Source organism: Bordetella parapertussis (assembly GCF_020735925.1).
Taxonomy (GTDB): Bacteria; Pseudomonadota; Gammaproteobacteria; order Burkholderiales; family Burkholderiaceae_B; genus Bordetella; species Bordetella pertussis.
The window spans coordinates 3987538-4009202 of record NZ_CP085971.1 but is presented as its reverse complement, the minus strand read 5'-3'; the positions used below and the strand labels follow the sequence as shown (position 1 = coordinate 4009202).

19 protein-coding genes are annotated in these 21665 nt (G+C 68.6%); 7 read left to right on the top strand and 12 right to left on the bottom strand.

Going from position 1 to position 21665, the window contains the following annotated elements:
- The first annotated feature begins 7 nt into the window (after positions 1–7).
- The 6 genes from atpD to LK409_RS18855 all read left to right on the top strand — a co-directional run bounded on the left by atpD (position 8) and on the right by LK409_RS18855 (position 8577).
- The gene (gene atpD, locus LK409_RS18880; RefSeq protein WP_003815343.1) at positions 8–1408 is read left to right on the top strand and encodes a F0F1 ATP synthase subunit beta; all 1401 of its coding nucleotides are present in this window, start codon (positions 8–10) and stop codon (positions 1406–1408) included.
- A 9-nt stretch (positions 1409–1417) separates the two neighbouring features.
- Entirely contained in the window at positions 1418–1840 is a 423-nt protein-coding gene (locus tag LK409_RS18875) for a F0F1 ATP synthase subunit epsilon (RefSeq protein WP_003815341.1), read from the top strand.
- A gap of 182 nt (positions 1841–2022) precedes the next feature.
- Positions 2023–2904, top strand: coding sequence for a hypothetical protein (locus tag LK409_RS18870; RefSeq protein WP_041937462.1), 882 nt, complete (start codon positions 2023–2025; stop codon positions 2902–2904).
- 75 nt (positions 2905–2979) lie between these two features.
- Positions 2980–4056 carry a uroporphyrinogen decarboxylase gene (gene hemE, locus LK409_RS18865; protein ID WP_010929405.1) on the top strand — a complete coding sequence of 359 codons (1077 nt, stop codon included), beginning with the start codon at positions 2980–2982 and terminating at the stop codon, positions 4054–4056.
- A gap of 306 nt (positions 4057–4362) precedes the next feature.
- Positions 4363–6465 carry a primosomal protein N' gene (locus tag LK409_RS18860; protein WP_010929404.1) on the top strand — a complete coding sequence of 701 codons (2103 nt, stop codon included), beginning with the start codon at positions 4363–4365 and terminating at the stop codon, positions 6463–6465.
- 42 nt (positions 6466–6507) lie between these two features.
- Entirely contained in the window at positions 6508–8577 is a 2070-nt protein-coding gene (locus LK409_RS18855) for a UvrD-helicase domain-containing protein (protein WP_041937313.1), read from the top strand.
- 79 nt (positions 8578–8656) lie between these two features.
- Here the strand turns inward: LK409_RS18855 and LK409_RS18850 are convergent, their stop codons facing one another.
- From LK409_RS18850 to LK409_RS18805, 10 genes are all read right to left on the bottom strand, one after another.
- Positions 8657–9790, bottom strand: coding sequence for a M20 family metallopeptidase (locus tag LK409_RS18850; protein ID WP_010929402.1), 1134 nt, complete (start codon positions 9788–9790; stop codon positions 8657–8659).
- Between the two features lie 43 nt (positions 9791–9833).
- Positions 9834–10739, bottom strand: coding sequence for a hydrolase (locus LK409_RS18845; protein ID WP_003815329.1), 906 nt, complete (start codon positions 10737–10739; stop codon positions 9834–9836).
- 2 nt (positions 10740–10741) lie between these two features.
- Positions 10742–11752: an ABC transporter ATP-binding protein gene (locus tag LK409_RS18840; protein ID WP_010929401.1), complete on the bottom strand. Its 1011-nt coding sequence runs from the start codon at positions 11750–11752 to the stop codon at positions 10742–10744.
- Positions 11749–12732, bottom strand: coding sequence for an ABC transporter ATP-binding protein (locus LK409_RS18835; RefSeq protein ID WP_010929400.1), 984 nt, complete (start codon positions 12730–12732; stop codon positions 11749–11751). Before LK409_RS18835 ends, LK409_RS18840 begins: the two co-directional genes overlap by 4 nt.
- Complete coding sequence (locus tag LK409_RS18830) at positions 12729–13649, bottom strand: ABC transporter permease (protein WP_010929399.1); 921 nt, start codon at positions 13647–13649, stop codon at positions 12729–12731. Before LK409_RS18830 ends, LK409_RS18835 begins: the two co-directional genes overlap by 4 nt.
- Before the next feature lie 7 nt (positions 13650–13656).
- Positions 13657–14634 carry an ABC transporter permease gene (locus LK409_RS18825; RefSeq protein ID WP_003815321.1) on the bottom strand — a complete coding sequence of 326 codons (978 nt, stop codon included), beginning with the start codon at positions 14632–14634 and terminating at the stop codon, positions 13657–13659.
- A gap of 58 nt (positions 14635–14692) precedes the next feature.
- On the bottom strand, positions 14693–15736 hold the full coding sequence (locus tag LK409_RS18820) for a M14 family metallopeptidase (RefSeq protein ID WP_010929398.1): 1044 nt from the start codon (positions 15734–15736) through the stop codon (positions 14693–14695).
- 48 nt (positions 15737–15784) lie between these two features.
- Entirely contained in the window at positions 15785–17413 is a 1629-nt protein-coding gene (locus LK409_RS18815) for an ABC transporter substrate-binding protein (protein WP_003815318.1), read from the bottom strand.
- A 296-nt stretch (positions 17414–17709) separates the two neighbouring features.
- A complete protein-coding gene (locus tag LK409_RS18810; RefSeq protein WP_003815317.1) occupies positions 17710–17946 on the bottom strand; it encodes a hypothetical protein in 237 nt (78 codons plus the stop codon).
- A gap of 127 nt (positions 17947–18073) precedes the next feature.
- The gene (locus LK409_RS18805; RefSeq protein ID WP_010929397.1) at positions 18074–18928 is read right to left on the bottom strand and encodes an NAD(P)H-hydrate dehydratase; all 855 of its coding nucleotides are present in this window, start codon (positions 18926–18928) and stop codon (positions 18074–18076) included.
- A gap of 88 nt (positions 18929–19016) precedes the next feature.
- Between LK409_RS18805 and LK409_RS18800 the strand changes: the two genes are divergently transcribed.
- Positions 19017–19838 (top strand): enoyl-CoA hydratase/isomerase family protein, encoded by an 822-nt coding sequence (locus LK409_RS18800; protein WP_010929396.1) that lies wholly within the window; start codon positions 19017–19019, stop codon positions 19836–19838.
- A gap of 79 nt (positions 19839–19917) precedes the next feature.
- Here LK409_RS18800 and LK409_RS18795 read toward each other — a convergent pair whose 3' ends face one another.
- On the bottom strand, positions 19918–20655 hold the full coding sequence (locus LK409_RS18795) for an enoyl-CoA hydratase-related protein (protein WP_003815313.1): 738 nt from the start codon (positions 20653–20655) through the stop codon (positions 19918–19920).
- Entirely contained in the window at positions 20652–21644 is a 993-nt protein-coding gene (locus tag LK409_RS18790) for an NAD(P)H-dependent flavin oxidoreductase (protein WP_010929395.1), read from the bottom strand. The genes LK409_RS18795 and LK409_RS18790 overlap by 4 nt, the downstream gene beginning before the upstream one ends.
- Positions 21645–21665 lie beyond the last annotated feature (21 nt).

The window sequence follows — 21665 nt, the reverse complement described above, 5'->3', positions numbered from 1 at the left end:
AATCGACATGAGCAACGGAACCATCGTTCAGTGCATCGGCGCCGTGGTGGATATTCAGTTCCCCCGCGATAACATGCCCAAGATCTACGAAGCGCTCACCCTGGTCGACGAGGGTTCCTCGTTCGCCGAGAAGGGCTTGACGCTGGAAGTGCAACAACAGCTGGGCGACGGCGTGGTGCGTACCATCGCGCTGGGTTCCAGCGACGGGCTGCGCCGCGGCATGCAAGTGGCCGGCACCGGCGCACCGATCTCGGTGCCCGTGGGCCACGGCACCCTGGGCCGCATCATGGACGTGCTGGGCCGTCCCATCGACGAAGCCGGTCCCATCGCGTCCGACGAGAAGCGCGCCATCCACCAGCCCGCGCCCCGTTTCGACGAGCTGTCGCCGTCGGTCGAGCTGCTGGAAACCGGCATCAAGGTTATCGACCTGGTGTGCCCGTTCGCCAAGGGCGGCAAGGTCGGCCTGTTCGGCGGCGCCGGCGTGGGCAAGACCGTCAACATGATGGAACTGATCAACAACATCGCCAAGCAGCACAGCGGCTTGTCGGTGTTCGCCGGCGTGGGTGAGCGTACCCGCGAAGGCAACGACTTCTACCATGAAATGGAAGAGTCGAACGTTCTGGACAAGGTGGCCATGGTGTTCGGCCAGATGAACGAGCCCCCGGGCAACCGCCTGCGCGTGGCGCTGACCGGCCTGACCATGGCCGAGAAGTTCCGCGACGAAGGCCGTGACATCCTGTTCTTCGTCGACAACATCTACCGCTACACCCTGGCCGGTACCGAAGTGTCGGCGCTGCTGGGCCGTATGCCGTCGGCGGTGGGCTACCAGCCTACGCTGGCCGAGGAAATGGGCGTGCTGCAAGAGCGCATCACCTCGACCAAGACCGGTTCGATCACCTCGATCCAGGCCGTGTACGTGCCTGCCGACGACTTGACCGACCCGTCGCCCGCCACGACCTTCCAGCACTTGGACTCGACCGTCGTGCTGTCGCGTGACATCGCTGCGCTGGGTATCTACCCCGCCGTGGACCCGCTGGACTCCTCCAGCCGCCAGCTCGACCCGCAAGTCGTGGGCGAAGAGCACTACCAGGTGGCTCGTGGCGTGCAGCAGACGCTGCAGCGCTACAAGGAACTGCGCGACATCATCGCGATTCTGGGCATGGACGAACTGTCGCCGGAAGACAAGCAGGCCGTGGCCCGCGCGCGCAAGATCCAGCGCTTCCTGTCGCAGCCCTTCCACGTGGCCGAAGTGTTCACCGGCTCGCCGGGCAAGTACGTGTCGCTGGCCGAAACGATCCGTGGCTTCAAGATGATCGTCGACGGCGAGTGCGACGCGCTGCCCGAGCAGGCGTTCTACATGGTCGGCACGATCGACGAGGCCTTCGAGAAGGCCAAGAAACTCCAATAAGGATCCGATATGGCTACCCTGCATGTGGATGTCGTCAGCGCAGAGGAAGCGATCTTCACCGGCGAGGCGAAGTTCGTGGTGCTGCCTGGCGAGGCGGGTGAGCTGGGCATTCTGCCCGGCCACACCCCGCTGATTTCGCGCATACGCCCCGGGACGGTCAAGATCGTCCGTGCCGACGAAGGCGAGGAAAACATCTTCGTCGCCGGGGGCATCCTCGAGGTGCAGCCGGGCAGCGTGACCGTGTTGGCCGATACGGCCATCCGGGCCGCCGACCTGGATGAAGCCCGTGCCGTGGCGGCGCGCGAGAAGGCCGAAGAGGCCTTGCGCAACGCCAAGGACAAGGCCGACATCGCCGTGGTCGAAGCCGAGCTGGCCATGCTGGCCGCCCAGGCCGTGGCCGCGCGCAAGCTGCGCCAAGGCCGTACGCACTGATTGCCGGCGGGCATTGCCCGCCGCGTCAGGCAGACAGAGGCGACTTCGGTCGCCTTTGTCGTTTCTGGCGCATCCCCGGACCCATGCCTGCGCAATCTCCACAGTGTGGCGATTGCGAATGGCCGGGCCGCATCGCGACGCGTTAGGCTATGGCTTCGCTCATCGTGAATGAGGCCCATGCCATGCGTGCACTTCTGGAATGCGCCGTACTTGTCATGCCCGACCAGCCGTCGTGGGTAGGCGCGTGGCTGGCCGCCGTGCGTGGCCCCGAGGCCCGCCTGGCCGACCGCCTGCGCCTGCACGAATACCCGCTGTCGGGCGGGCGCGATGGGCTCGCCCTGGGGCAAGCCGCCATGAGCCTGCGCCGCTTCGACGCCTTGCTGCTGCCCGTGCAGGCCTCCACGCTGGGGTGGGCGCGTCTCGTGCTGGCGCAAGCCAGCCCGGCGCTAAGTACCCCGGTGCTGGTACTGGTGCGCGACCTGACCGCGCCGGCCATCGCCGACCTGCTGCGCCTGGGCGCGCGGGATTTCCTGCGTGTGCCGGCCTGCCTGGAGGAGCTGCGCGTCAGGGCGTCGCGCGCCTGGCGCGCCATCCCGCCGCCGGCGGCAGGCATTCGGGCCGCCGTGCCGGTGCCGGGCGCCGAGCCTGGCGGCGGCCGCGGGCCCGGCGCGCCCACAGATCCGGGCGAAGGCGACGGCTATCGCCTGCCCGGCATGCCGGAAACCGCCGATGCGTCGGCAGCGGCGCCGTGCATGCTTGCACAGACACGCGCGCCCTATGCCGCGAAGCTGGGCGACGCCCGGATGGCGGTACAGCGAGAGCTGCCTTTCCGCCAGGCCAAGGCGCAGGTGGTGGGGCGGTTCGAGCGTGCCTATGTGCGCGGGGCCCTGGCGCGCCACGGCGGCAACGTGGCCCAGGCGGCGCGTGCCGCCTGCAAGCACCGGCGCGCGTTCTGGGCCTTGATGCGCAAGCATGGCATCGATGCCCGGCCCTATCGCGAGGGTGTGGCCGGCGCGTGGCCCTACGAAACGGCTCCGCCCCGGGACCCCGCCGACGAGGCTTGAACGAGCCTTTCCCGTCCCGCGGGCAGGAAATTGCCAGGGCAGTAAAATCACGGCTTCCGATCACCAAGGATAGTCGTGTCTGTTGCCCCTTTGAAGAACGATGTGTTCCTGCGCGCCCTGCTGCGCGAGCCCGTACCATACACGCCGATCTGGCTGATGCGTCAGGCCGGCCGTTACCTGCCGGAATACAACGCCACACGGGCCCGTGCGGGCTCGTTCATGGGGCTCGCGCAAAATCCCGACTACGCCTGCGAAGTCACGCTGCAGCCGCTGGCGCGCTACCCCCTGGATGCCGCCATCCTGTTCTCCGATATCCTGACCGTGCCGCACGCCATGGGCCTGGGCCTGGATTTCGCACCTGGCGAAGGGCCGCGTTTCGCGCATCCGGTGCGCGATGAGTCCGATGTGGCGAAGCTGGCGGTGCCCGACATGGACAGCTTGCGCTATGTGTTCGACGCAGTGCGCACGATACGCCGCGAACTCGACGGCCGCGTGCCGCTGATCGGCTTTGCGGGCAGCCCCTGGACGATCGCCTGTTACATGGTCGAAGGGCGCGGCAGCGACGACTATCGCCTGATCAAATCGATGCTGTATGGCCGGCCCGATTTGCTGCACCGCATCCTGGAGATCAACGCCGAGGCCACGCGCCACTATCTCAATGCGCAGATCGATGCCGGCGCGCAGGCCGTGATGCTGTTCGACAGCTGGGGCGGCGTACTGGCCGACGGCCTGTTCCAGCAGTTTTCGCTGGCCTATACGCGGCGCGTGGTGGAAGGCCTGACGCGCGAGCGCGAAGGCCGCCGCGTGCCGGTCATCGTGTTTAGCAAGGGCGGTGGGCAGTGGCTCGAGGAAATCGCCGCATGCGGTTGCGATGCCGTGGGCCTGGACTGGACGGTCAACCTGGGCACGGCGCGCCGCCGGGTGGCCGACGCGGTGGCGCTGCAGGGCAACCTCGATCCCATGACCTTGTTCGGCGGCGCCCAGGCGGTGCGCGCCGAGGCGCGGCGCACGCTGGACGCGTTCGGTCCGGTCGGCAAGGGCGGCCACGTGTTCAACCTGGGGCACGGCATCTCGCAATACTCTCCGCCCGAGGTGGTCAGCGAGCTGGTCGACGAGGTGCACACCTACAGCCGCGCGCTGCATGCGGGGTAAGTGGGCGCTTCGCTTTCAAACGGCCTGGGAAGGCGCTGCCGTGCCGAGTTGTGCACAGCAGCGCAAAGTTTCGGGAAAACCCCCAATACCTGCCTCGTAGTCTGGAAAATATATATAAGCTCATGAATACAAAAGAAAAATATGAGCTTATTGCAGAAGCGAAACCAAGCCAGGCAGGCACGGCCCTGAAAGCTCGCACCCTTGCCAGCGTTTTTCCCCCAAAGTTATCCACAGCCTGGAAACTTGTGTGGATATCACTATGAGGCGCCGCAGGGTTAGCGCCAGAATCCAGAATTCACTTTAAGTATGAGCGACGCGTCTTCCGCCGATCCCGCCTTGCCCGCCGCCGACGCGGCGGGCGTCTGGGTGCGCGTTGCGCTGGACGTCCCGTTGCCGGGGCCGTTCGATTACCGCAGCGCAGCGCCATTGCCGCTGGGCGCGCGCGTGATCGTGCCGTTCGGGCGGCGCAAGCTGGTCGGGGTGGTGGTCGAACATCCGGCCCAGCCGTCCATCGACCCGGCGCAGGTGCGCGAGGTCGAGCAGCCGCTCGAAGACCTGCCGCCGATGCCGGCCGACTGGATGCGGCTGGCGCGCTTTGCGGCCGATTACTACCAGCGGCCGCTGGGCGAGGTCATGCTGCCGGTGCTGCCGCCGCCGCTGCGCAAACCGTCGGCTTACCAGGGCAAGCGCTCCGGCCTGGGACCCGTGGCGCGCCTGGACGCGCGCAAGCCGCGCGCCGAGGCAGCGGTGGCGGCCGAGCCGGACCAGGCGCCCGAACTGAATGAAGCGCAACGCGAGGCGGTCGACACCATCGGCGCGCTGTCGGCGTTTCAGCCGGTCCTGCTGCACGGCGTGACCGGCAGCGGCAAGACCGAGGTGTACCTGCATGCGGCGGCGCGCGTCTTGCAGGCCGGGCGGCAGGTCCTGCTGATGGTGCCCGAGATCAACCTGACGCCGCAGCTCGAAGGCGCCTTGCGTGCGCGCCTGGAGGCGCTGGTCGGGCCGCAGGGCGTGGCCATCCTGCACAGCGGGCTGGCCGATGGCGAGCGCGTGCAGGCGTGGGCGCGCGCGCAGCGCGGCCAGGCCCGCCTGCTGCTGGGCACCCGCATGGCGATTTTTGCGCCCCTGCCGGAGCTGGGCCTGATCGTGGTCGACGAAGAGCACGATCCTTCCTATAAGCAGCAGGAAGGCCTGCGCTATTCCGCGCGCGACCTGGCCATCTGGCGCGCCCGCGACCTGGATATCCCGGTGGTGTTGGGTTCGGCCACGCCGTCGCTGGAAAGCTGGCAGCATGCCGAGCGCGGCCGCTACCTGCGCCTGACGCTGCCCGGCCGGGCGCGCGCCAGCAGCCTGCCGGAGATCCGCCTGATCGACACGCGCCGGCTGCAACTCAAGCAAGGTCTGGCGCCGCAGTTCATCGAGGCGATCGGCCAGCGGCTCGAACGCGGCGAGCAGTCGCTGGTGTTCCTCAACCGGCGCGGCTACGCGCCCGTGCTGCATTGCGCGTCGTGCGCATGGGTCAGCCACTGCCCGCGCTGCTCGACGTTCACGGTGCTGCACCGCGGCCCGGGCGCGGGCGGCTATCGCCTGCAGTGCCACCACTGCGGCTACCAGGCGCCGGTGCCACGCGCCTGCCCGGAGTGCGGCGACCAGGACCTGGAGCCCATGGGACGCGGCACGCAGCGCATCGAGGAGCAATTGGCCGAGTGGTTTCCGCAGGCGCGCATCGCGCGCATCGACGCCGACAGCACGCGCCGCAAGGGCAGTGCGCAGGCGCTGTTCGCGGCCGTGCATGCCGGCGAAGTGGACATCATGGTTGGCACGCAGATGGTGGCCAAGGGACACGACTTCGCGCGGCTCGGCCTGGTGGGCGTGCTCAACGCCGACTCCATGCTGTTCGCGCACGACTTCCGCGCGCCCGAGCGCCTGTTCGCCCAATTGATGCAGGTGGCCGGGCGGGCGGGCCGCCATGCCGCCGGCGCGCAGGTCCTGATCCAGACCGGCTATCCGGAGCAACCGGTCTATCAGGCCCTGTTGCGCCACGACTACGCCGGCTTTGCGCGCCACGCCCTGCAGGAGCGCGAAGACACAGGGCTGCCCCCGTTTGCCTATCAGGCCTTGTTGACCGCCGAGGCGCGCGAACTGACGGTGGCGCAGGGCTTTCTGCAGCGCGCGCGCGACCTGGCCACGGGCGAGCCATGGCCCGGCGTGGACGCGATTACACTCTACGATCCCGTGCCGCTGCGCGTTGTGCGCGTGGCCCACGTCGAGCGTGCCCAGCTGCTGATAGAAAGCACCAGCCGCCCCGCCCTGCAGGGTTTCCTGACGGCCTGGGCGGCCTGCCTGCCGCAACTGGCCGCCGAGGCGCGCGTACGCTGGCAACTGGAAGTCGATCCGCTGGAGATCTGAGCGGGGCCGGCGCCGGCGCTCGAACCCGTACTCTGACCGAACATGTCCGCAAGCGATACCTCGATAGGCAGTGGCCTGAATCCCTCCCAGAAAGAAGCCGTGCTGTACCTGGACGGGCCGTGCCTGGTGCTGGCCGGCGCGGGCAGCGGCAAGACGCGCGTCATCACGCAGAAGATGGCCTATCTGTTGCGCGAGTGCGGCTACATGGGCCGCAACATCGTGGCGCTGACCTTCACCAACAAGGCCGCGCGCGAAATGGCCGAGCGCGTCAAGACCCTGGTCGATCCGAAGCTGGCCAAGGGGCTGACCATCAGCACCTTCCATGCGCTGGGCGTGCGGCTGCTGCGCGAAGAGGCCGCGCATGCCGGCCTCAAGCCCCAGTTCTCCATCCTGGACGCCGATGACGCCATGAGCATCATCCAGGAGTTGCTGGCGACCACCGACCGCGGCCGGCTGCGCGAGGTGCAGTCCATCATCTCGCTGTGGAAGAACGCCCTGCTCACGCCGGACCAGGCGGCGGCCGCCGCCATCACGCCCACCGAAGTCGAGGCCGTGACCGTCTACCGCGGCTACGCGGCGACGCTGGCGGCATACCAGGCGGTGGATTTCGACGACCTGATCCGCATTCCCGCCGAACTGCTCGAACGCAACGAAGAGGTGCGCACGCGCTGGCAGAACCGGGTGCGCTATCTGCTCGTGGACGAATACCAGGACACCAACGTTTGCCAGTACCGCCTGGTGCAGCTGCTTACCGGTGTACGGGCCATGTTCACGGCAGTGGGCGACGACGACCAGGCCATCTACGCGTGGCGCGGCGCCACCATCGAGAACCTGGCCAAGCTGACCACCGACTATCCCAATCTCAAGCTGATCAAGCTGGAGCAGAACTACCGCTCGGTGCAGCGCATCCTGGCCGCCGCCAACAACGTGATCGAACGCAACCCCAAGCTGTTCGAGAAGAAGCTGTGGTCGGACCTGGGTCATGGCGAGCCCATCATCGTCTCGCCGATGAATGGCGACGAGCACGAGGCCGAGTCCATCGCGATGAAAGTGTCGGCGGCGCGCTTCGAGCGCCAGGCGCAATGGAAAGATTTCGCCATTCTTTATCGCAGCAATCATCAATCGCGCGTGCTGGAGCAGGCGCTGCGCAACCTCAAGATTCCGTACACCATCTCGGGCGGCCAGAGCTTTTTCGACAAGGCCGAGGTGCGCGACATCCTGGCCTACCTGCGCCTGGTCGCCAACGACGAGGACGACCCTGCCTTCATCCGTGCCGCGACCACGCCCAAGCGCGGCATCGGCCAGGGCACCCTGCAGACGCTGGGCCAATACGCCGCGCAACGCCAATGCTCGCTGCTGGCCGCGGTGGACGAGGCCGGGCCCGAGAGCCTGCTGGCGCCGCGCCAGCTGGAGCCGCTGCGCACCTTCGCCGAGTTCGTGCGGCGCATTCAGTGGCGCGCCGGACGGGGCGTCGAAGGCCAGCCCGCGCGCGCGCCGGAGCCGGCCGGCCAGATCCTCGATGACCTGCTCTCGGCCATCCAGTACGAACGCTACCTGTACGACATGCTGGAAGAGCGGCCGGCGCAGACGCGCTGGCAGAACGTGCTGGAGCTGACGGGCTGGCTCAAGCGCAAGGCCGAGGAGGACGGCATGACGTTGTTCGACCTGGTGCAGCACGTCGCGCTGGTGACCATGCTCGAGCGCGGCGAGGAAGAAGAGCCGGACGCGGTCAAGCTGTCCACCCTGCACGCGTCCAAGGGGCTGGAGTACCCGCACGTCTACCTGGCTGGCGTCGAGGAAGGCCTGCTGCCGCACCTGGGCAAGGACGACGAGGACAGCGGCGACCCCGCGCGCGCCGCCGAGACCCTGGCCACGCGCATCCAGGAAGAACGCCGGCTGATGTACGTGGGCATCACGCGAGCGCAGCGCAGCCTGAACCTGAGCTGGTGCAAGAAGCGCCGCCGCGCGCGCGAAGACGTGGTGCGCGAGCCTTCGCGCTTCATCGAGGAGATGGGCCTGGGCGACGCCAAAGTGCAGGAAGACGAAGCCACGCGCGCCATGAGTCCCAAGGAGCGCCTGGGCATGCTGAAGGCGCTGCTGAAGAAGGACTAGCGCCGCGGGGGGGGCTGGCGAGGTGCCTGTCCCCGCGGGGACAGGCACTCACGCCCTTGGTGCTGGGACCGGCGCGCCGTCAGTGGAGTGCTTTCAACAGCAATTCCCAGAACCGCATGCGCGCGGCCAGGGTGGACACCAGGATGTATTCGTTGAGGGTGTGCGCGCCGTCGCCGTCGGCGCCCAGGCCGTCCAGGGTCGGCACGCCCATGGCCGAGGTGAAGTTGGCGTCGCTGCCGCCGCCGGTCATGGGGGCGTCTTCGAGCGCGAAGCCGGCCTGGGCGGCGAAATCCTGCGCCAGTTGCAGCAGCGCGGTAGCGGCTTCTGTCTTGACCATGGGCGGGCGGTTGAGCTCGACGTCGATGTCCAGTTCCATGTCGGGGCCGACGGCGCACAGGTTGCGCATGCGGCGCAGCACGTCTTCGGCCGCGCCCATGTCGGGCACGCGGAAGTCGACCACGCAGCGGCATAGGGCCGGCACGGTATTGGTGACCGTGCCGCCGGCGATCGTCCCCACGCTGACGGTGATGCCGCGCTCGTAGTCGGTCATGCTTTCCAGTTCCAGCACCTGGTGCGCCATTTCGCGGATGGCGCTGCGGCCTTTCTCGTGCTGCATGCCGGCATGCGCCGGACGGCCCTTGACGTTGAGCCGCAGCATCCCGGTGCCCTTGCGCGCGGTCACGCACTTGCCGCCATTGGGGCGCGCCGGCTCGCACACCAGCGCGTACTTGGCGCGCGCGGCGTAGTGCTCGATATGCTCGCGCGAGGCGTGGCTGCCGGTTTCCTCGTCGGGTACCAGCAGGAAATCGATGGGCAGGGCGGTGGCGTGCGGGCTGGGCAGGCCGCGCAGGGCCGACAGCGCCAGGTAGATGCCGGCTTTCATGTCATAGCTGCCCGGTCCGTACAGGCGGTCGCCGTCGATGCGGCAAGGATTGTCCTGCAGCGTGCCGATCGGGTGCACGGTATCGAGGTGGCCGAGGACCAGCACGCCGGGACGCGTATCGCCGGCAGCGCGATTGGTGGCGTAGACCAGCGGGCCGACTTCCGCGTTCAGCGGACGGATCTCCACTGCCAGCCCGACCGCGCGCGCGTATTCGGCGGCCAGGTGCGCCATGGCGGTGACGCCGGCCGGCGAGTTCGAAGGGGATTCGCATTGAATCCAGGACTGGATGCCAGCTACGAGCTGGTCGGTGTCGGGAAGCGTGGTCGTCATGGCGTGGGCGTGTAGTCAGCAGGGAGGATGGAGGGGACGGCGGTCAGGCCGATTGCGAGCCGGCCAGGCGGGCCAGTTCGGCTGCGTCGGGCATGCGGCCGTCGAACCAGAGGCTGGCGCACACCTGCGACATGGCCTGGCCGTCGTGGCCGATGCCCGGCACGACCTGCAACTGCCAGCCGAACGGCAAGCCGCGTTGCGCGGCGGCGCGCTGGCCGGCTTCGTAGTAGTGCCGGGCGCGCGCATAGCGGTGCGGCCCCTGGCGCAGCGCCGCCGGTTCGGACGGCAGGTTGGGGTCGTCGGTGGCGATGTCCTGGTCGCCGGCCAGGATGGTCATGGGGTAGGCCAGCAGCCGGGCCAGGTGGTCCTCGGTCAGGCCCACGCCGTCCAGCCCTTCGGGGAAACGGTGCTCGAAGGTGGGCAGGGTGTACCAGCCCGGGTTGGCGGCCGTCACGGCATGAAACGGCGCATGCGGCTGGCTGCTCATCAGGCGGTGCACGAACTGGCCGCCGGCCGAATGGCCGAACAGGTAGACCTGCTCGCAGTCCGCGATCTCGGCGGCGCGGATGTTGGCCAGCACGCGCGCCACCAGGGCGTAGGTCCAGCCATCGACGTGGCGCGGATTGCCGGCCGCGGTGAAGGCGCGGCCATTGTTGTAGCTTTCGACGCCCGGCCAGATTTCGTCCGAGAAGGTCGGCGCGACGATCAGCAGCTTGTGGCGGTCGGCCGCGGGAATCCAGAAATCGCGGTAGTCGGCGCCGTTGCGCAGCACGCCGTGCTGCACCACCACGACCGGCCGGTCCGGGGTGTAGCCATACGGGCGGTACGTATTCAGCGTGAAGGGACGGTCGGCATTGCGGTCGTCGTCGAGGTAAGGAATGGCGTTGCGGCCCGCATGCCCCAGTTCCAGGGCAATGCGGTCGGCGTTGGTCAGGTCGGCGGGTTTCATGTTCAGCTTGCGGTGTCGTTCAGGTGGCAGGCCGAAACATGGCCTGACGCGATTTCACGCAGCACCGGCGCCTGTTCGCGGCAGCGCGGCATGGCATGCGGGCAGCGCGGATGGAACGTACAGCCCGGCGGCGGGTCCAGCGGCGACGGGATCTCCCCGCGGATCGGCGTGAAGACCCGGCCGCGCCGGCCTACGTCGGGCACTTCGGCCATCAGCGCCTGCGTATAGGGGTGGTTCGGATGGGCGAAGATCTCGGCCGAGCTGGCCTGTTCGACGATCTTGCCCAGGTACATGATAGCGACCCGGTCCGAAATATGGCGCACCACGCCCAGGTCGTGGCTGATGAACAGGTACGTCAGGCCGCGTTGTTCGCGCAGGTCCATGAACAGATTGATGACCTGAGCCTGGATGGAGACATCCAGCGCCGCCACCGGTTCGTCGCATACGAGGAACCGGGGTTCGACCATCAGGGCGCGGGCGATGCCGATGCGCTGGCGCTGGCCGCCCGAGATCTGGTGCGAGTAGCGCTCGCGGTATTCGCGGTCCAGGCCCACCTCCGCCAGCGCGCGGTCCACCCGCGCCGGGATCTCGGCCGGCGGCGCCAGCTTGTGCACCTTGAGCGCTTCGGCCAGGATCTGGCGCAGGCACTGGCGCGGGTTGAGCGAGGCCTGCGGATCCTGGAAGATCATCTGCACGCCCAGGACATAGGCAAGCCGGTCGGCGCCGCGCAGTTGCGCCGCCGGGCGGCCCTGGTACAGCAGCTCGCCGGCGCTCTCGCGGTGCAGGCCGGCGACCACCCGTCCCAGGGTCGATTTGCCGCAGCCGGATTCGCCCACCAGGCCCAGCACTTCGCCGCGGCGCACCGACAGCGATACGCCGTTGACGGCATGTACGGTATGGCGGTCCAGCGGCTTGCCGGTCAGCGCAAGCAGACGCTGGGCCATGTCGGGACGGTGTTCGAAGCGCTTGTGGACATCGCGCAGTTCGATAACGGGCAGGTCGGAGGTCGTCATGCGGTTGCGGTCTCGCTGGCGATGGGCACGTAGCAGCGGTAGCTGCGCGGACCTTCTTGAGTCACGGAGGGCGCCTGTTCGGTGCAGCGCGTCACGGCATTGGGGCAGCGCGGACGGAAGGCGCAGCCCCATGGGCGCGCCGACAGTGTCGGCGCCATGCCGTCGATCTGGCGCAGGCGCGCGCCAGGCTGCGTCTGCGCCGGCATCGATTCGAGCAGGCCGCGCGTATAGGGGTGGCGCGGCGCGTCCAGCACGGCGTCCACCGGCCCCGATTCGACGATGCGGCCCGCATACATGACCGCGACGCGGTCGGCCAGCTCGGCCACCACGCCCAGGTCGTGCGTGATCCAGATCAGCGCCGTGTCGTGCTGGCGGCAGATTTCCTGCATGCGGTAGAGAATCTGCCCCTGGATGGTGACATCCAGGGCCGTGGTGGGTTCGTCGCAGATGATCAGGTCGGGCTTGTTGAGCATGGCGATGGCGATCGCCACGCGCTGGCGCATGCCGCCGGAGAATTCGTGCGGGAAGCTGCGCAGGCGCTTTTCGGGCGACGGAATGCCCACCATCTCCAGCGCCTCGCGGCAACGCTCCATGGCCTGGGCGCGCGGGACGTTCTCATGCGTGAGAATGGCTTCGGCCATCTGTTCGCCGATGCGCAGCACCGGGTTCAGCGTCATCAGCGGATCCTGGAAGATCATGGCGATGCGGTTGCCGCGCAGCTGCCGCATCTGCTCTTCGCCCAGCTTGCGCAGGTCCTTGTCCTTGAAGCGGATCTCGCCTTCGACTACTTCGCCGGGCGGGTCGATCAGCCCCAGCAGCGAAAACCCGGTGACCGATTTGCCCGAGCCGGATTCGCCGACCAGCCCCACGATTTCGCCGCGGCGCACGACCAGGTCGACGCCGTCGACGGCGGGCCAGGCGCCGGCTTCGGTATGGAATGCGGTGCGCAGGCCGCGCACGTCCAGGAGGATGTCTTTCATGCTCGTCGCGGGTCCAGGCTTTCTCGGAGGCGATCGCCCACGATGTTGATGGAGAGGATAAGCAGCAGCAGCGCCAGGCCGGGGAACAGGCTGATCCAGTAGTCGCCCGACAGCAGGTACTGGAAGCCATTGGCGATGAGCAGGCCCAGCGAAGGCTCGGTGACCGGTACGCCCACGCCCAGGAACGACAGCGTGGCTTCCAGCACGATGGCGTTGGCGATCTGGATGGTGGCAAACACCATGACCGGCGCCATGCAATTGGGCAGCAAGTGGAACAGCATGATGCGCCAGGCGGGAAAGCCCAGGTTGGCGGCCGCCTCGACATATTCCTTGCGGCGCTCCTGCAAGGCGCGGCCGCGCATGATGCGCGCATAGTGCGCCCATTGCACCACCACCAGCGCCAGGATCACCTTGTCCACGCCGCGGCCCATCATGGCCAGCAGCACCAGCGCCACCAGGATGGTGGGAAAACCGAGGATGAAATCGACGATGCGCATCAGGACGGCGTCGATCACGCCGCCGGCATAGGCGGCCAGCAGGCCCACCAGGCTGCCGATGGCCGTGGCCAGCACCACCGCGGTCAGGCCCACCAGCAGGCTGATGCGCAGCCCGTACAGAATGGCGCTGAACATATCGCGCCCCTGGTCGTCGGTGCCCAGCCAGTAGAAGCCGCCGTCCATGGTGGGCGAGCGCGGCGGCAGGCGGCCGTCGAGCAGGTTCAGGCTGGCGAGGTCGTAGGGATTCTGCGGCGCGAAGTACGGCGCCAGCAGGATCAGCGCCACCAGCGCCAGCAGCGCGATGACCGAACCGCGCACGGTGGGGCGGCTGTGCAGCTGCTTCAGGATCTGGGCGCGGCGCGGCGTCTCCGACAGGGGGTGGACGGTGCGCGTGCGGCCGTTGCTCGGGGGATTTGCCATGTCTGACCTACTGTGCGGGGGCGACCAGTTGCACGCGCGGATCGAGCGCGGCGTAGAGTATGTCGACCACCAGGTTGATGACGACGAAGATCAGCGTGACCAGCATGACATAGGCCACCACCACGGGGCGGTCGAGCTGGTAGACGCTGTCGATCAGCAGCTTGCCCATGCCGGGCCAGGCGAAGACGGTTTCGGTGATCGTCGAATACGCGATCAGGTGGCCGAATTCCATGCCGATGACGGTAACGACCGGGATGAGGATGTTGCGCAGAATGTGGCGGCGCACGATGCGGCCGGGCTTGATGCCCTTGGCGCGGGCGAACTTCACGTACTCCTGCGATTGCGCCTCGACCACGCCCGAGGCGGTCAGGCGCAGCACCAGCGCCACGTTGGCGACCGCCAGGTTGATGGCCGGCATGATGACGTGCGACCAGCCGTCCAGCGTCAGGATGGACAGCGGCACGCCGAACAGGTTGGCGGTGTCGCCGCGCCCCGAGGCGGGCAGCCAGCCCAGCCAGACCGAGAACAGCAGGATCAGCATCATGCCCTGCCAGAAATTGGGCAGCGAGAATCCCAGCACCGAGGTGGCCATGATGCCGCGGCCCAGCGGCCGGTCGCGATGCAGGCCGGCCACCAGGCCGAGCGGAATGCCGATGGTACAGGTCAGGACGATGGCGACCAGCACCAGCTCGAACGTGGCCGGGATGCGCTGCAGGATCAGCGAGATGGCGGGGATGCCGTGGACGAACGAGTTGCCCAGGTCGCCATGCAGGGCGCGCCAGAGGAAGTTGCCGTACTGCTGCCATACCGGCAGGTCCAGGCCCAGGCGCGCGATCATGGCCTGGCGCGCATCCGCGCTGGCCTCGGGGCTGACCAGCAATTCGATCGGGTCGCCCACGGCGTACACCGCGAAGAACACCACGACCGAGACGGCCAGCAGGACGAACAGGCTTTGTATGAGCCTGCGCAGGATGAACAAGGCCACGTTATGGATTCCTTGGTGGTCTTCGAAAGACCGGTCCGGCCGTCGCCGGTCCGGCCGGTCAGATAGGTTGGGCCAGGCGCACCACGGTCACGCCCGGGCGCAGGTTCGCCAGCGAGGGCATGATCAGTACGCAATCATCGTAAGGCGTGGCGACCGGCTCGCCATCGGACCAGCCGATCACCGTGCCGGCGCGCGCAATCCGTTCCAGTCCCTGCCACGGCTGGGCAAAGCGGAAATCCGCGCTGCGCGCGGCCACCGCATGCGTGACGCGCAGCGCGCGCTGGCGCGGCGCCGCGTCGGCCAGCCAGCCGGGGGGGATATCGTCGGCTGCCAGGGTGCCGGCCTCCAGCAGGAAACGCGCCAGGATGTCCCGCGCAACCGTGCGGCTGGCCGGCGCGCCGTGAAAGCCGCATTCGATCAGCAGCGAGCGCGTGCCGTTCTCGCCTTCGGCGCCGAAGCGGCCGTAGTCGCGCAGGCGCACGCCGGCCGCGTGTCCCGCATCGGCGACCAGATGGGCCGGGTTGCCCAGCTTGAGCGCCAGCTCGATATTGCGCGGTTGGGTGCCGGTCAGCTGCAGCGGCTCGTCGGCATTGCTCATCGAGTGGAAATCCAGCAGCCAGTCGGCCTGTTCCACCCACGGCAGCAGCGCACGCGCGCGGCGGCGCTCCTGCGTGTCGGGCGCCGCCGGCTTGTCGGCGCTCCAGACCCGGTTCATGTCTTCGTCGACGAAGCGCGCCGGCGCGTAGTTCAGCGGATCGAAGCGGTCGAACGCCGCCAGGTTGCAGAATGCCAGCGTCAGCTTGCCGCGGCGCGGCCGCAGGCCGGCTGCCAGCGCGTCCTTCAGCGCCCAGGCGCCGCACAGCTCATTGCCGTGGATCAGCGCTGTCAGCAGCACGTGGCGGCCCGGCAGGCCCGCATCGAAGTGCCAGACCCCGGGCGTGGCGCCGTTGCCCACGCGCTCGGCGTCCAGCCTGGGACAGGCGAGTTCGAACGGGCGGACGGCGGCGACGGCGGGGGGCGGGGACATGGCAACTCCGGAAAACGGCTCAAATTGTATAGGGGTTACAACTACGGCCCGCTGAAATGCGTAGGGGCGCCGCATGGCGGCGCCCCTGTCGCGCGGACGGTACGAACCCGTCCGGCTTCATGCCTACTTCTGGTCGGCAGGCTGGACCGACATGGCCAGCGTGAACTGGTCGCGGCGGCCTTCGTACGTCAGGCCCTTGCGGAAAGCCCAGATGCTGCTTTCGAAGTGCAGCGGGATCAGCGGCACGTTGTCCAGCGCGATCTGGGTCGATTGCTGCAGCAGCTTCTCGCGCTTGGCCACGTCCACCGTCACCAGGGCCTCGGTGAATACCTTGTCGAACTCGGCGTTGGAGAAGCCGCCATAGTTGCTGGTGCCCAGGCTCCTGGGAGAGTCCAGCGACGCGACCCACAGCTGGAACAGCGCCGAGGCTTCGCCGACTTCGGCCGGCCAGCCGCCCATCGAGAAGCTGAATTCGCGCTTGGCGCGCTTGGGGAAGTACAGCGAGGCCGTCATGGCGTCGACATTGGCCTTGATGCCCACGCGCGACAGGTACTGCGCCACGGCCTGGGCGATCTGCCCGTCGTTGACGTAGCGGTCGTTGGGCGTGGAAATCGTCAGCTCGAAACCGTTTGCGTAGCCGGCCTCGGCCAGCAGCTTCTTGGCGCCTTCCGGGTCGTACTTGATCTCGGGAGCGTTGGGCACGCCGCCGAACATGCCGTCGGGCATGTACTGGTAGGCCGGCGTGGCGATGCCGTCCATCAGGCGTGTGACGATGGTCTTGCGGTCGATGGCCATGGAGATGGCCTGGCGCACGCGCAGATCCTGCAGCGGGTTCTTGCCGTCGGCGCTCTTGACCAGCGGGCTGGGGTTGCGGCCCACGTCGGGCTGGAAGAAGATCAGGCGGGTCGAGGGCGTGGCCACGAAGCCGAACTGCGGGTTGCTCTTGATGCGCGGCAGGTCGCGCGCGGCCGGGTTTTCGATGACATCGAAGTCGCCCGACAGCAGGCCGGTCAGGCGCGGGCCCGCGTTGGGCACCGGCACCATTTTCACGTCTTTCCAGTACGGCTTCGGTCCCCAATAGTTGTCATTGCGCTCCAGCTCGATGCCGGTGCCCTTGACGTACGACTTCAGCTTGTACGGGCCGGTGCCGATGGCGTCCTTGCCGTTGTTGAAGTCGGCGACGGTCGGCCACGGGCCGGTCACGCCGCAGCCTTCCTTGGGGTTGAACGTCAGCTTGCCGTGCTCGACGATGCCGTTCCAGACGATGGGCAGCGAGCGCGCCAGCTCGGCCGGCAGCAGCGGCAGCGGCGCGGCCGTCTTGATGATGACGGTATGCGCATCGGGCGTCTGCACGTCCGCGATGCGCTTGGTGGTATCCATGTAGGACTGCGAAACGTTGGTTTCGTTGTTCAGCGTGCGGCAGATCGTGAACAGCACGTCCTCGGACGTGAACGGCTTGCCGTTGGAGAACTTGACGTCGTCGCGCAGCTTGAATTCCCAGGTCAGGTCGTCCAGGTTCTTCCACGAGGTCGCCAGCGCCGGAACCAGCTTCATGTCGGCGTCGCGGCCGATCAGCGAGCTGTAGACGTGCGCCGAGAACGCGTCATTCTGCGTCTGCTTGTGATAGTGGGGGTCGGCGGACGTGGGTTCGGACGACAGGGCGATTTTCAGCGACTGTGCCGATGCGCTGCCGGGCGCGGCTGCGAGGCCGGCGCTGGTGGCCAGCAGGGCCAAAGTGGTGCGCAACTTCATGGTGACAACTCCGGGTGGATACCGGCGCGATTATCGGTAGCCGGATCGCGCATTGTCAACGCGATGCGACAGCCAGTGGGCGCCTTGGCCTGGGATATTGTCAGCGGGGAGGGGGGAAGCGAGGAAAGGGGGCGGAAGAAACGCCGCGTCTGCCAGGCAGGCCAGACGCAGCGCAGCGGCGCCGCGAGGGAGGCAACGGCGTCGCATGCCATCCGCCGGCCGAGGCAGGCCCGGCGGGTGGCAAGACCGGCTCGGGCCGCGTGACTGCGTGCGGGCCCGAACCGGCGGTCAGCCGATTACCACTGCGAGCCGGTGTAGTGGGCGCTTTGGGCGCGGGCGCGGTTCATCGATTCGTTGACTTCGTCGATGAAGGCGAACACGGCGCGCACACCGCGGCCGACGCCGACGGCGGCAGCCTTCACGGCGGCCAGCGGGCGGATGGTGTTCGATTGGTCTTCCATAGCGCCGCGCAGCAGTTCACGCTCCAGCGAGTCGGTCAGGCGGGCGTTGTGGCTAAGGGTCAGGTCGCTCATGGCTTACTCCAGTACGTTTCGTCTAGGTGTAATCCACTATAGGGAAAACCCTAGTCACTTGGCAAGTGAAATTCAGGGTTTACCCTAGGGTGTTGCAAAAAGGCCTTTTTCGAGCGGCTTCAACCACTTAGGCGCGGCTGTTGCGCAGGCGCCGGGCGCTGTCGGCCAGTTCGCCGGCGGTCAGGCCGATGGGGCCGATCCCATGTGTCACCAGGGCGTCGGCCGCGGCGCCGTGCAGCCATACCGCGCCTGGCACAGCCTGTTCGGGCGCGATGCGCTGGGCGAGCAGGGCCCCCAGGATGCCTGCCAGCACGTCGCCGGTGCCCGCGGTGGCCAGGCCCGGGTTGCCGGTGCGGTTGATCCGGCAGGCGCCGGCGGGGTCGCAGACGATGCTGCCCGCTCCCTTGAGCACGACCCAGGCGCCGTAGCGCGCGGCCAGCGTCCGGGCGGCGGCGGGCCGGTCCGCCTGCACGGCCTCGGTGGACAGGCCGAGCAGCCGGCCCGCCTCGGCCGGGTGGGGCGTGAGGACGACCGGGGCATCGCCCCAGCGCGGCTGCACGGCGCCGGCCGCCAGCAGGTTCAGGCCGTCCGCGTCGAGCACCAGCGCGGCGTCGCCACGCAGCTGGAACAGTTCGGACAGGGCGTTGGCGGCCAGCGCGTCCATGCCGCAGCCGCAGCCGGCCGTCCAGGCGTCGATGCCCAGGCCTGCTTCCAGCAGGCCGCGGAAATCGCGCAGCATCAGTTCGGGCTGCATGGGATCGCAGGGCAGCGGCGGGGTTTCGGCGACCAGGCCGACCAGCACCTTGCCGGCCCCCACTTTCAGCCCGGCGCGGGCGGCCAGCAGCGCGGCGCCCACCATGCCGGGCCCGCCGCCGATCACGCCCAGGGTGCCGCAACTGCCTTTGTGGGCGTCGGTGGGCCGGGCGGCGAACAAGGCGGGCAGGTGCTGGCGCTCGATGGCCGGCAGGGAAGAGGTGTCCATGCGATGAAACTCCAGCGGGCGGCGGTGCCGCTTTCCACTATAGTGCCCGAAAGCCGGGCCGGCCGGCCACGCCCGATGGAGACAAAACATGAGCGAAACAGACACCAATCCCGAGCACTATGCCCGCTACCGGGCCTTGCGCATCCGCCGCCATCCGGAGGGCATCCTGGAGCTGGTCATGGGCGCCAAGGACGCCAGCGGCAAGTTGTCCACCGCCGACGAGCGCCTGCACCGCGAGCTGGCCGATGTGTGGCGCGATATCGATACCGACGACCAGACCCGGGTGGTGGTGATCCGTGGCGAAGGCAATGGGTTCTCGGGCGGCGGCGATCTGGGGCTGGTGCAGCAGATGGCCGAGGATTTCGAGGTGCGCACCCGGGTCTGGCGCGAGGCGCGCGACCTGGTCTACAACATCATCAACTGCAACAAGCCCATCGTCTCGGCCATGCATGGCGCGGCGGTCGGCGCGGGGTTGGTGGCGGGGCTGCTGGCCGATATCTCGATCGCGGCCCGCGATGCGCGCATCATCGATGGCCATACCCGGCTGGGGGTGGCCGCCGGCGACCATGCCGCCATCGTCTGGCCGCTGCTGTGCGGCATGGCCAAGGCCAAGTACTACTTGTTGCGGTGCGACGCGGTCAGCGGCGAAGAGGCCGAGCGCATCGGCCTGGTGTCGCTGTGCGTGGATCGCGCCGAACTGCTGTCCAAGGCCTTCGAAGTGGCCGGCCGCCTGGCGGCCGGTTCGCAAACCGCCATTCGCTGGACCAAGTACGCCTTGAACAACTGGCTGCGCATGGCGGGCCCGTCGTTCGATACGTCGCTGGCCCTGGAGTTCATGGGTTTTGCCGGGCCCGACGTGCACGAAGGCATCAAGTCGCTGCGCGAGAAGCGCGCGCCGGACTTCCGGTAAGGAGGCGCCTGTCCCGGTGGGGACAGGCGCCTTCCCGCCGCGCATCGGGACGGGCGCCGGCGCATGGCGTGCGGCCGGGCTACTTGTTGAAAAAGCGGGCGAAAGCCTGCTGGGCTTCGGGGCTGCGCAGGCGCTCGCGAAACTGTTCGGCCTCGTGGTCGAGCGTGGCGTGGATCGCGGCGCGGTCGGCCTGGCGCAGCATGCGCTTGCTTACGCGCAGCGCCTGGCGCGGCTGCGCGGCCAGGTCGGCGGCGACGGCCCGCGCGGCTGCCAGGGCCTGGCCCGGCTCGGTGACGCCGGTGAGCAGCCCGGCGGCATGCGCCTCGGCGGCGTCGAAGGCGCGCCCTTGCAACAGCCATTCGGCGGCCTTGCGCATGCCGGCCAGCCGGGGCAGCAGCAGGCTGGAAGCTCCTTCCGGGCACAGCCCCAGCGCCACGAACGGCATGCGCAGCCGGGCGGTGCCGGCCGCGAAGGCGAAATCGCAGTGCTGCAGCAGCGTGACGCCCACGCCGACCGCATGTCCTTCCACGGCGGCCAGCACCGGCACGTCGGTGTCGACCAGCGCGCGCAGGAAGCGCAGGGCCGGGCTGTCGCCGGCCGCACGCTCGGCCTGGAAGTCGCGCAGGTCGTTGCCGGCGGTGAAATGGTCGCCGGCGCCGGTCAGGATGACCGCGGCCAGGCCGGTGTCGGCGTCGGCGGCGCGCAGCTGCGCCGCCAGCGCGTCGTAGGTGGCGGTATCCAGCGCATTGCGCCGTTCGGGGCGGTTGATGGTCAGGGTGAGCACGGCTGCGTCGCGCTCGGTCAGCAGGCTGTTCATCCCAGGTTGCGCGCGCCCAGCCGCGCCTGTGCCTGGGCATACTCGGCGCGCAGCGACGCGACCAGTTCGCGCGCCGGCAGCACGCTGGCAATGCCGCCTACGCCCTGGCCGGCGCCCCAGATGTCCTTCCAGGGCTTGGCCCGCGTCGTGCCGAAGTTGGACGAGGCCGCCTCGGCCGCCGGCAGGTCGGCCGGGTCCAGGCCGGCGGCCACGATGCTGGCTTTCAGGTAGTTGCCGGGAATGCCGGTGAAAAAAGGCGTGTACAGCACGTCGGACGCGCTCGCGTCGACGATGGCCTGCTTGTAGGCCTCGGAGGCATTGGCCTCGGCGGTCGCGATGAAGCGCGTACCCATATAGGCGAAGTCGGCCCCCATGGCGAGCGCCGCCAGGATGCCCTGGCCCGAGGTGATCGCGCCGGACAGCACCAGCGGCCCGTCGTAGAAGCGCCGTACCTCGGAGACCAGCGCGAACGGGCTGAGCGTGCCGGCGTGGCCGCCCGCGCCGGCGCACACCAGGATCAGGCCGTCGACGCCGGCCTCCAGGGCCTTCTCGGCGTGGCGCACGGTCGTGACGTCGTGGAAGACCTTGCCGCCCCAGGCATGCACGCCGGCAACCAGGTCGCCGGGCGCGCGCAGGCTGGTGATGATGTAGGGCGCCCGGTGGCGGGCGCACACGTCCAGGTCATGTTCGAGCCGGTCGTTCGACTGGTGGATGATCTGGTTGACCGCGTACGGCGCCACGATGCCGTCCGGATGCACGCGGCGGTGTTCGGCCAGGCCGGCCTCGACTTCGTCGAGCCAGTCGCCCAGCAGCGATTGGGGGCGCGCATTGAGCGCGGGAAACGACCCCATGACGCCGCTGACGCATTGCGCGATCGCCAGCTTGGGGTTGGAGACGATAAACATGGGCGAGCAGACCACGGGCAGGGTCATGCTGGCGTACAGCTCGGCAACCACGGGATGGGGCATGGCGGTGTCTCGTGCGTTCATGAGGGACGATTCCGGTTGTTG

What these genes read in the sequence shown, in the direction of transcription:
- atpD (WP_003815343.1), top strand. Translation starts at nt 8, where the DNA reads ATGAGCAACGGAACCATCGTTCAGTGCATCGGCGCCGTGGTGGATATT.
- LK409_RS18875 (WP_003815341.1), top strand. Translation starts at nt 1,418, where the DNA reads ATGGCTACCCTGCATGTGGATGTCGTCAGCGCAGAGGAAGCGATCTTC.
- LK409_RS18870 (WP_041937462.1), top strand. Translation starts at nt 2,023, where the DNA reads ATGCGTGCACTTCTGGAATGCGCCGTACTTGTCATGCCCGACCAGCCG.
- LK409_RS18860 (WP_010929404.1), top strand. Translation starts at nt 4,363, where the DNA reads ATGAGCGACGCGTCTTCCGCCGATCCCGCCTTGCCCGCCGCCGACGCG.
- LK409_RS18855 (WP_041937313.1), top strand. Translation starts at nt 6,508, where the DNA reads ATGTCCGCAAGCGATACCTCGATAGGCAGTGGCCTGAATCCCTCCCAG.
- LK409_RS18850 (WP_010929402.1), bottom strand. Translation starts at nt 9,790, where the DNA reads ATGACGACCACGCTTCCCGACACCGACCAGCTCGTAGCTGGCATCCAG.
- LK409_RS18845 (WP_003815329.1), bottom strand. Translation starts at nt 10,739, where the DNA reads ATGAAACCCGCCGACCTGACCAACGCCGACCGCATTGCCCTGGAACTG.
- LK409_RS18840 (WP_010929401.1), bottom strand. Translation starts at nt 11,752, where the DNA reads ATGACGACCTCCGACCTGCCCGTTATCGAACTGCGCGATGTCCACAAG.
- LK409_RS18835 (WP_010929400.1), bottom strand. Translation starts at nt 12,732, where the DNA reads ATGAAAGACATCCTCCTGGACGTGCGCGGCCTGCGCACCGCATTCCAT.
- LK409_RS18830 (WP_010929399.1), bottom strand. Translation starts at nt 13,649, where the DNA reads ATGGCAAATCCCCCGAGCAACGGCCGCACGCGCACCGTCCACCCCCTG.
- LK409_RS18820 (WP_010929398.1), bottom strand. Translation starts at nt 15,736, where the DNA reads ATGCGGCGCCCCTACGCATTTCAGCGGGCCGTAGTTGTAACCCCTATA.
- LK409_RS18815 (WP_003815318.1), bottom strand. Translation starts at nt 17,413, where the DNA reads ATGAAGTTGCGCACCACTTTGGCCCTGCTGGCCACCAGCGCCGGCCTC.
- LK409_RS18810 (WP_003815317.1), bottom strand. Translation starts at nt 17,946, where the DNA reads ATGAGCGACCTGACCCTTAGCCACAACGCCCGCCTGACCGACTCGCTG.
- LK409_RS18805 (WP_010929397.1), bottom strand. Translation starts at nt 18,928, where the DNA reads ATGGACACCTCTTCCCTGCCGGCCATCGAGCGCCAGCACCTGCCCGCC.
- LK409_RS18800 (WP_010929396.1), top strand. Translation starts at nt 19,017, where the DNA reads ATGAGCGAAACAGACACCAATCCCGAGCACTATGCCCGCTACCGGGCC.
- LK409_RS18795 (WP_003815313.1), bottom strand. Translation starts at nt 20,655, where the DNA reads ATGAACAGCCTGCTGACCGAGCGCGACGCAGCCGTGCTCACCCTGACC.
- LK409_RS18790 (WP_010929395.1), bottom strand. Translation starts at nt 21,644, where the DNA reads ATGAACGCACGAGACACCGCCATGCCCCATCCCGTGGTTGCCGAGCTG.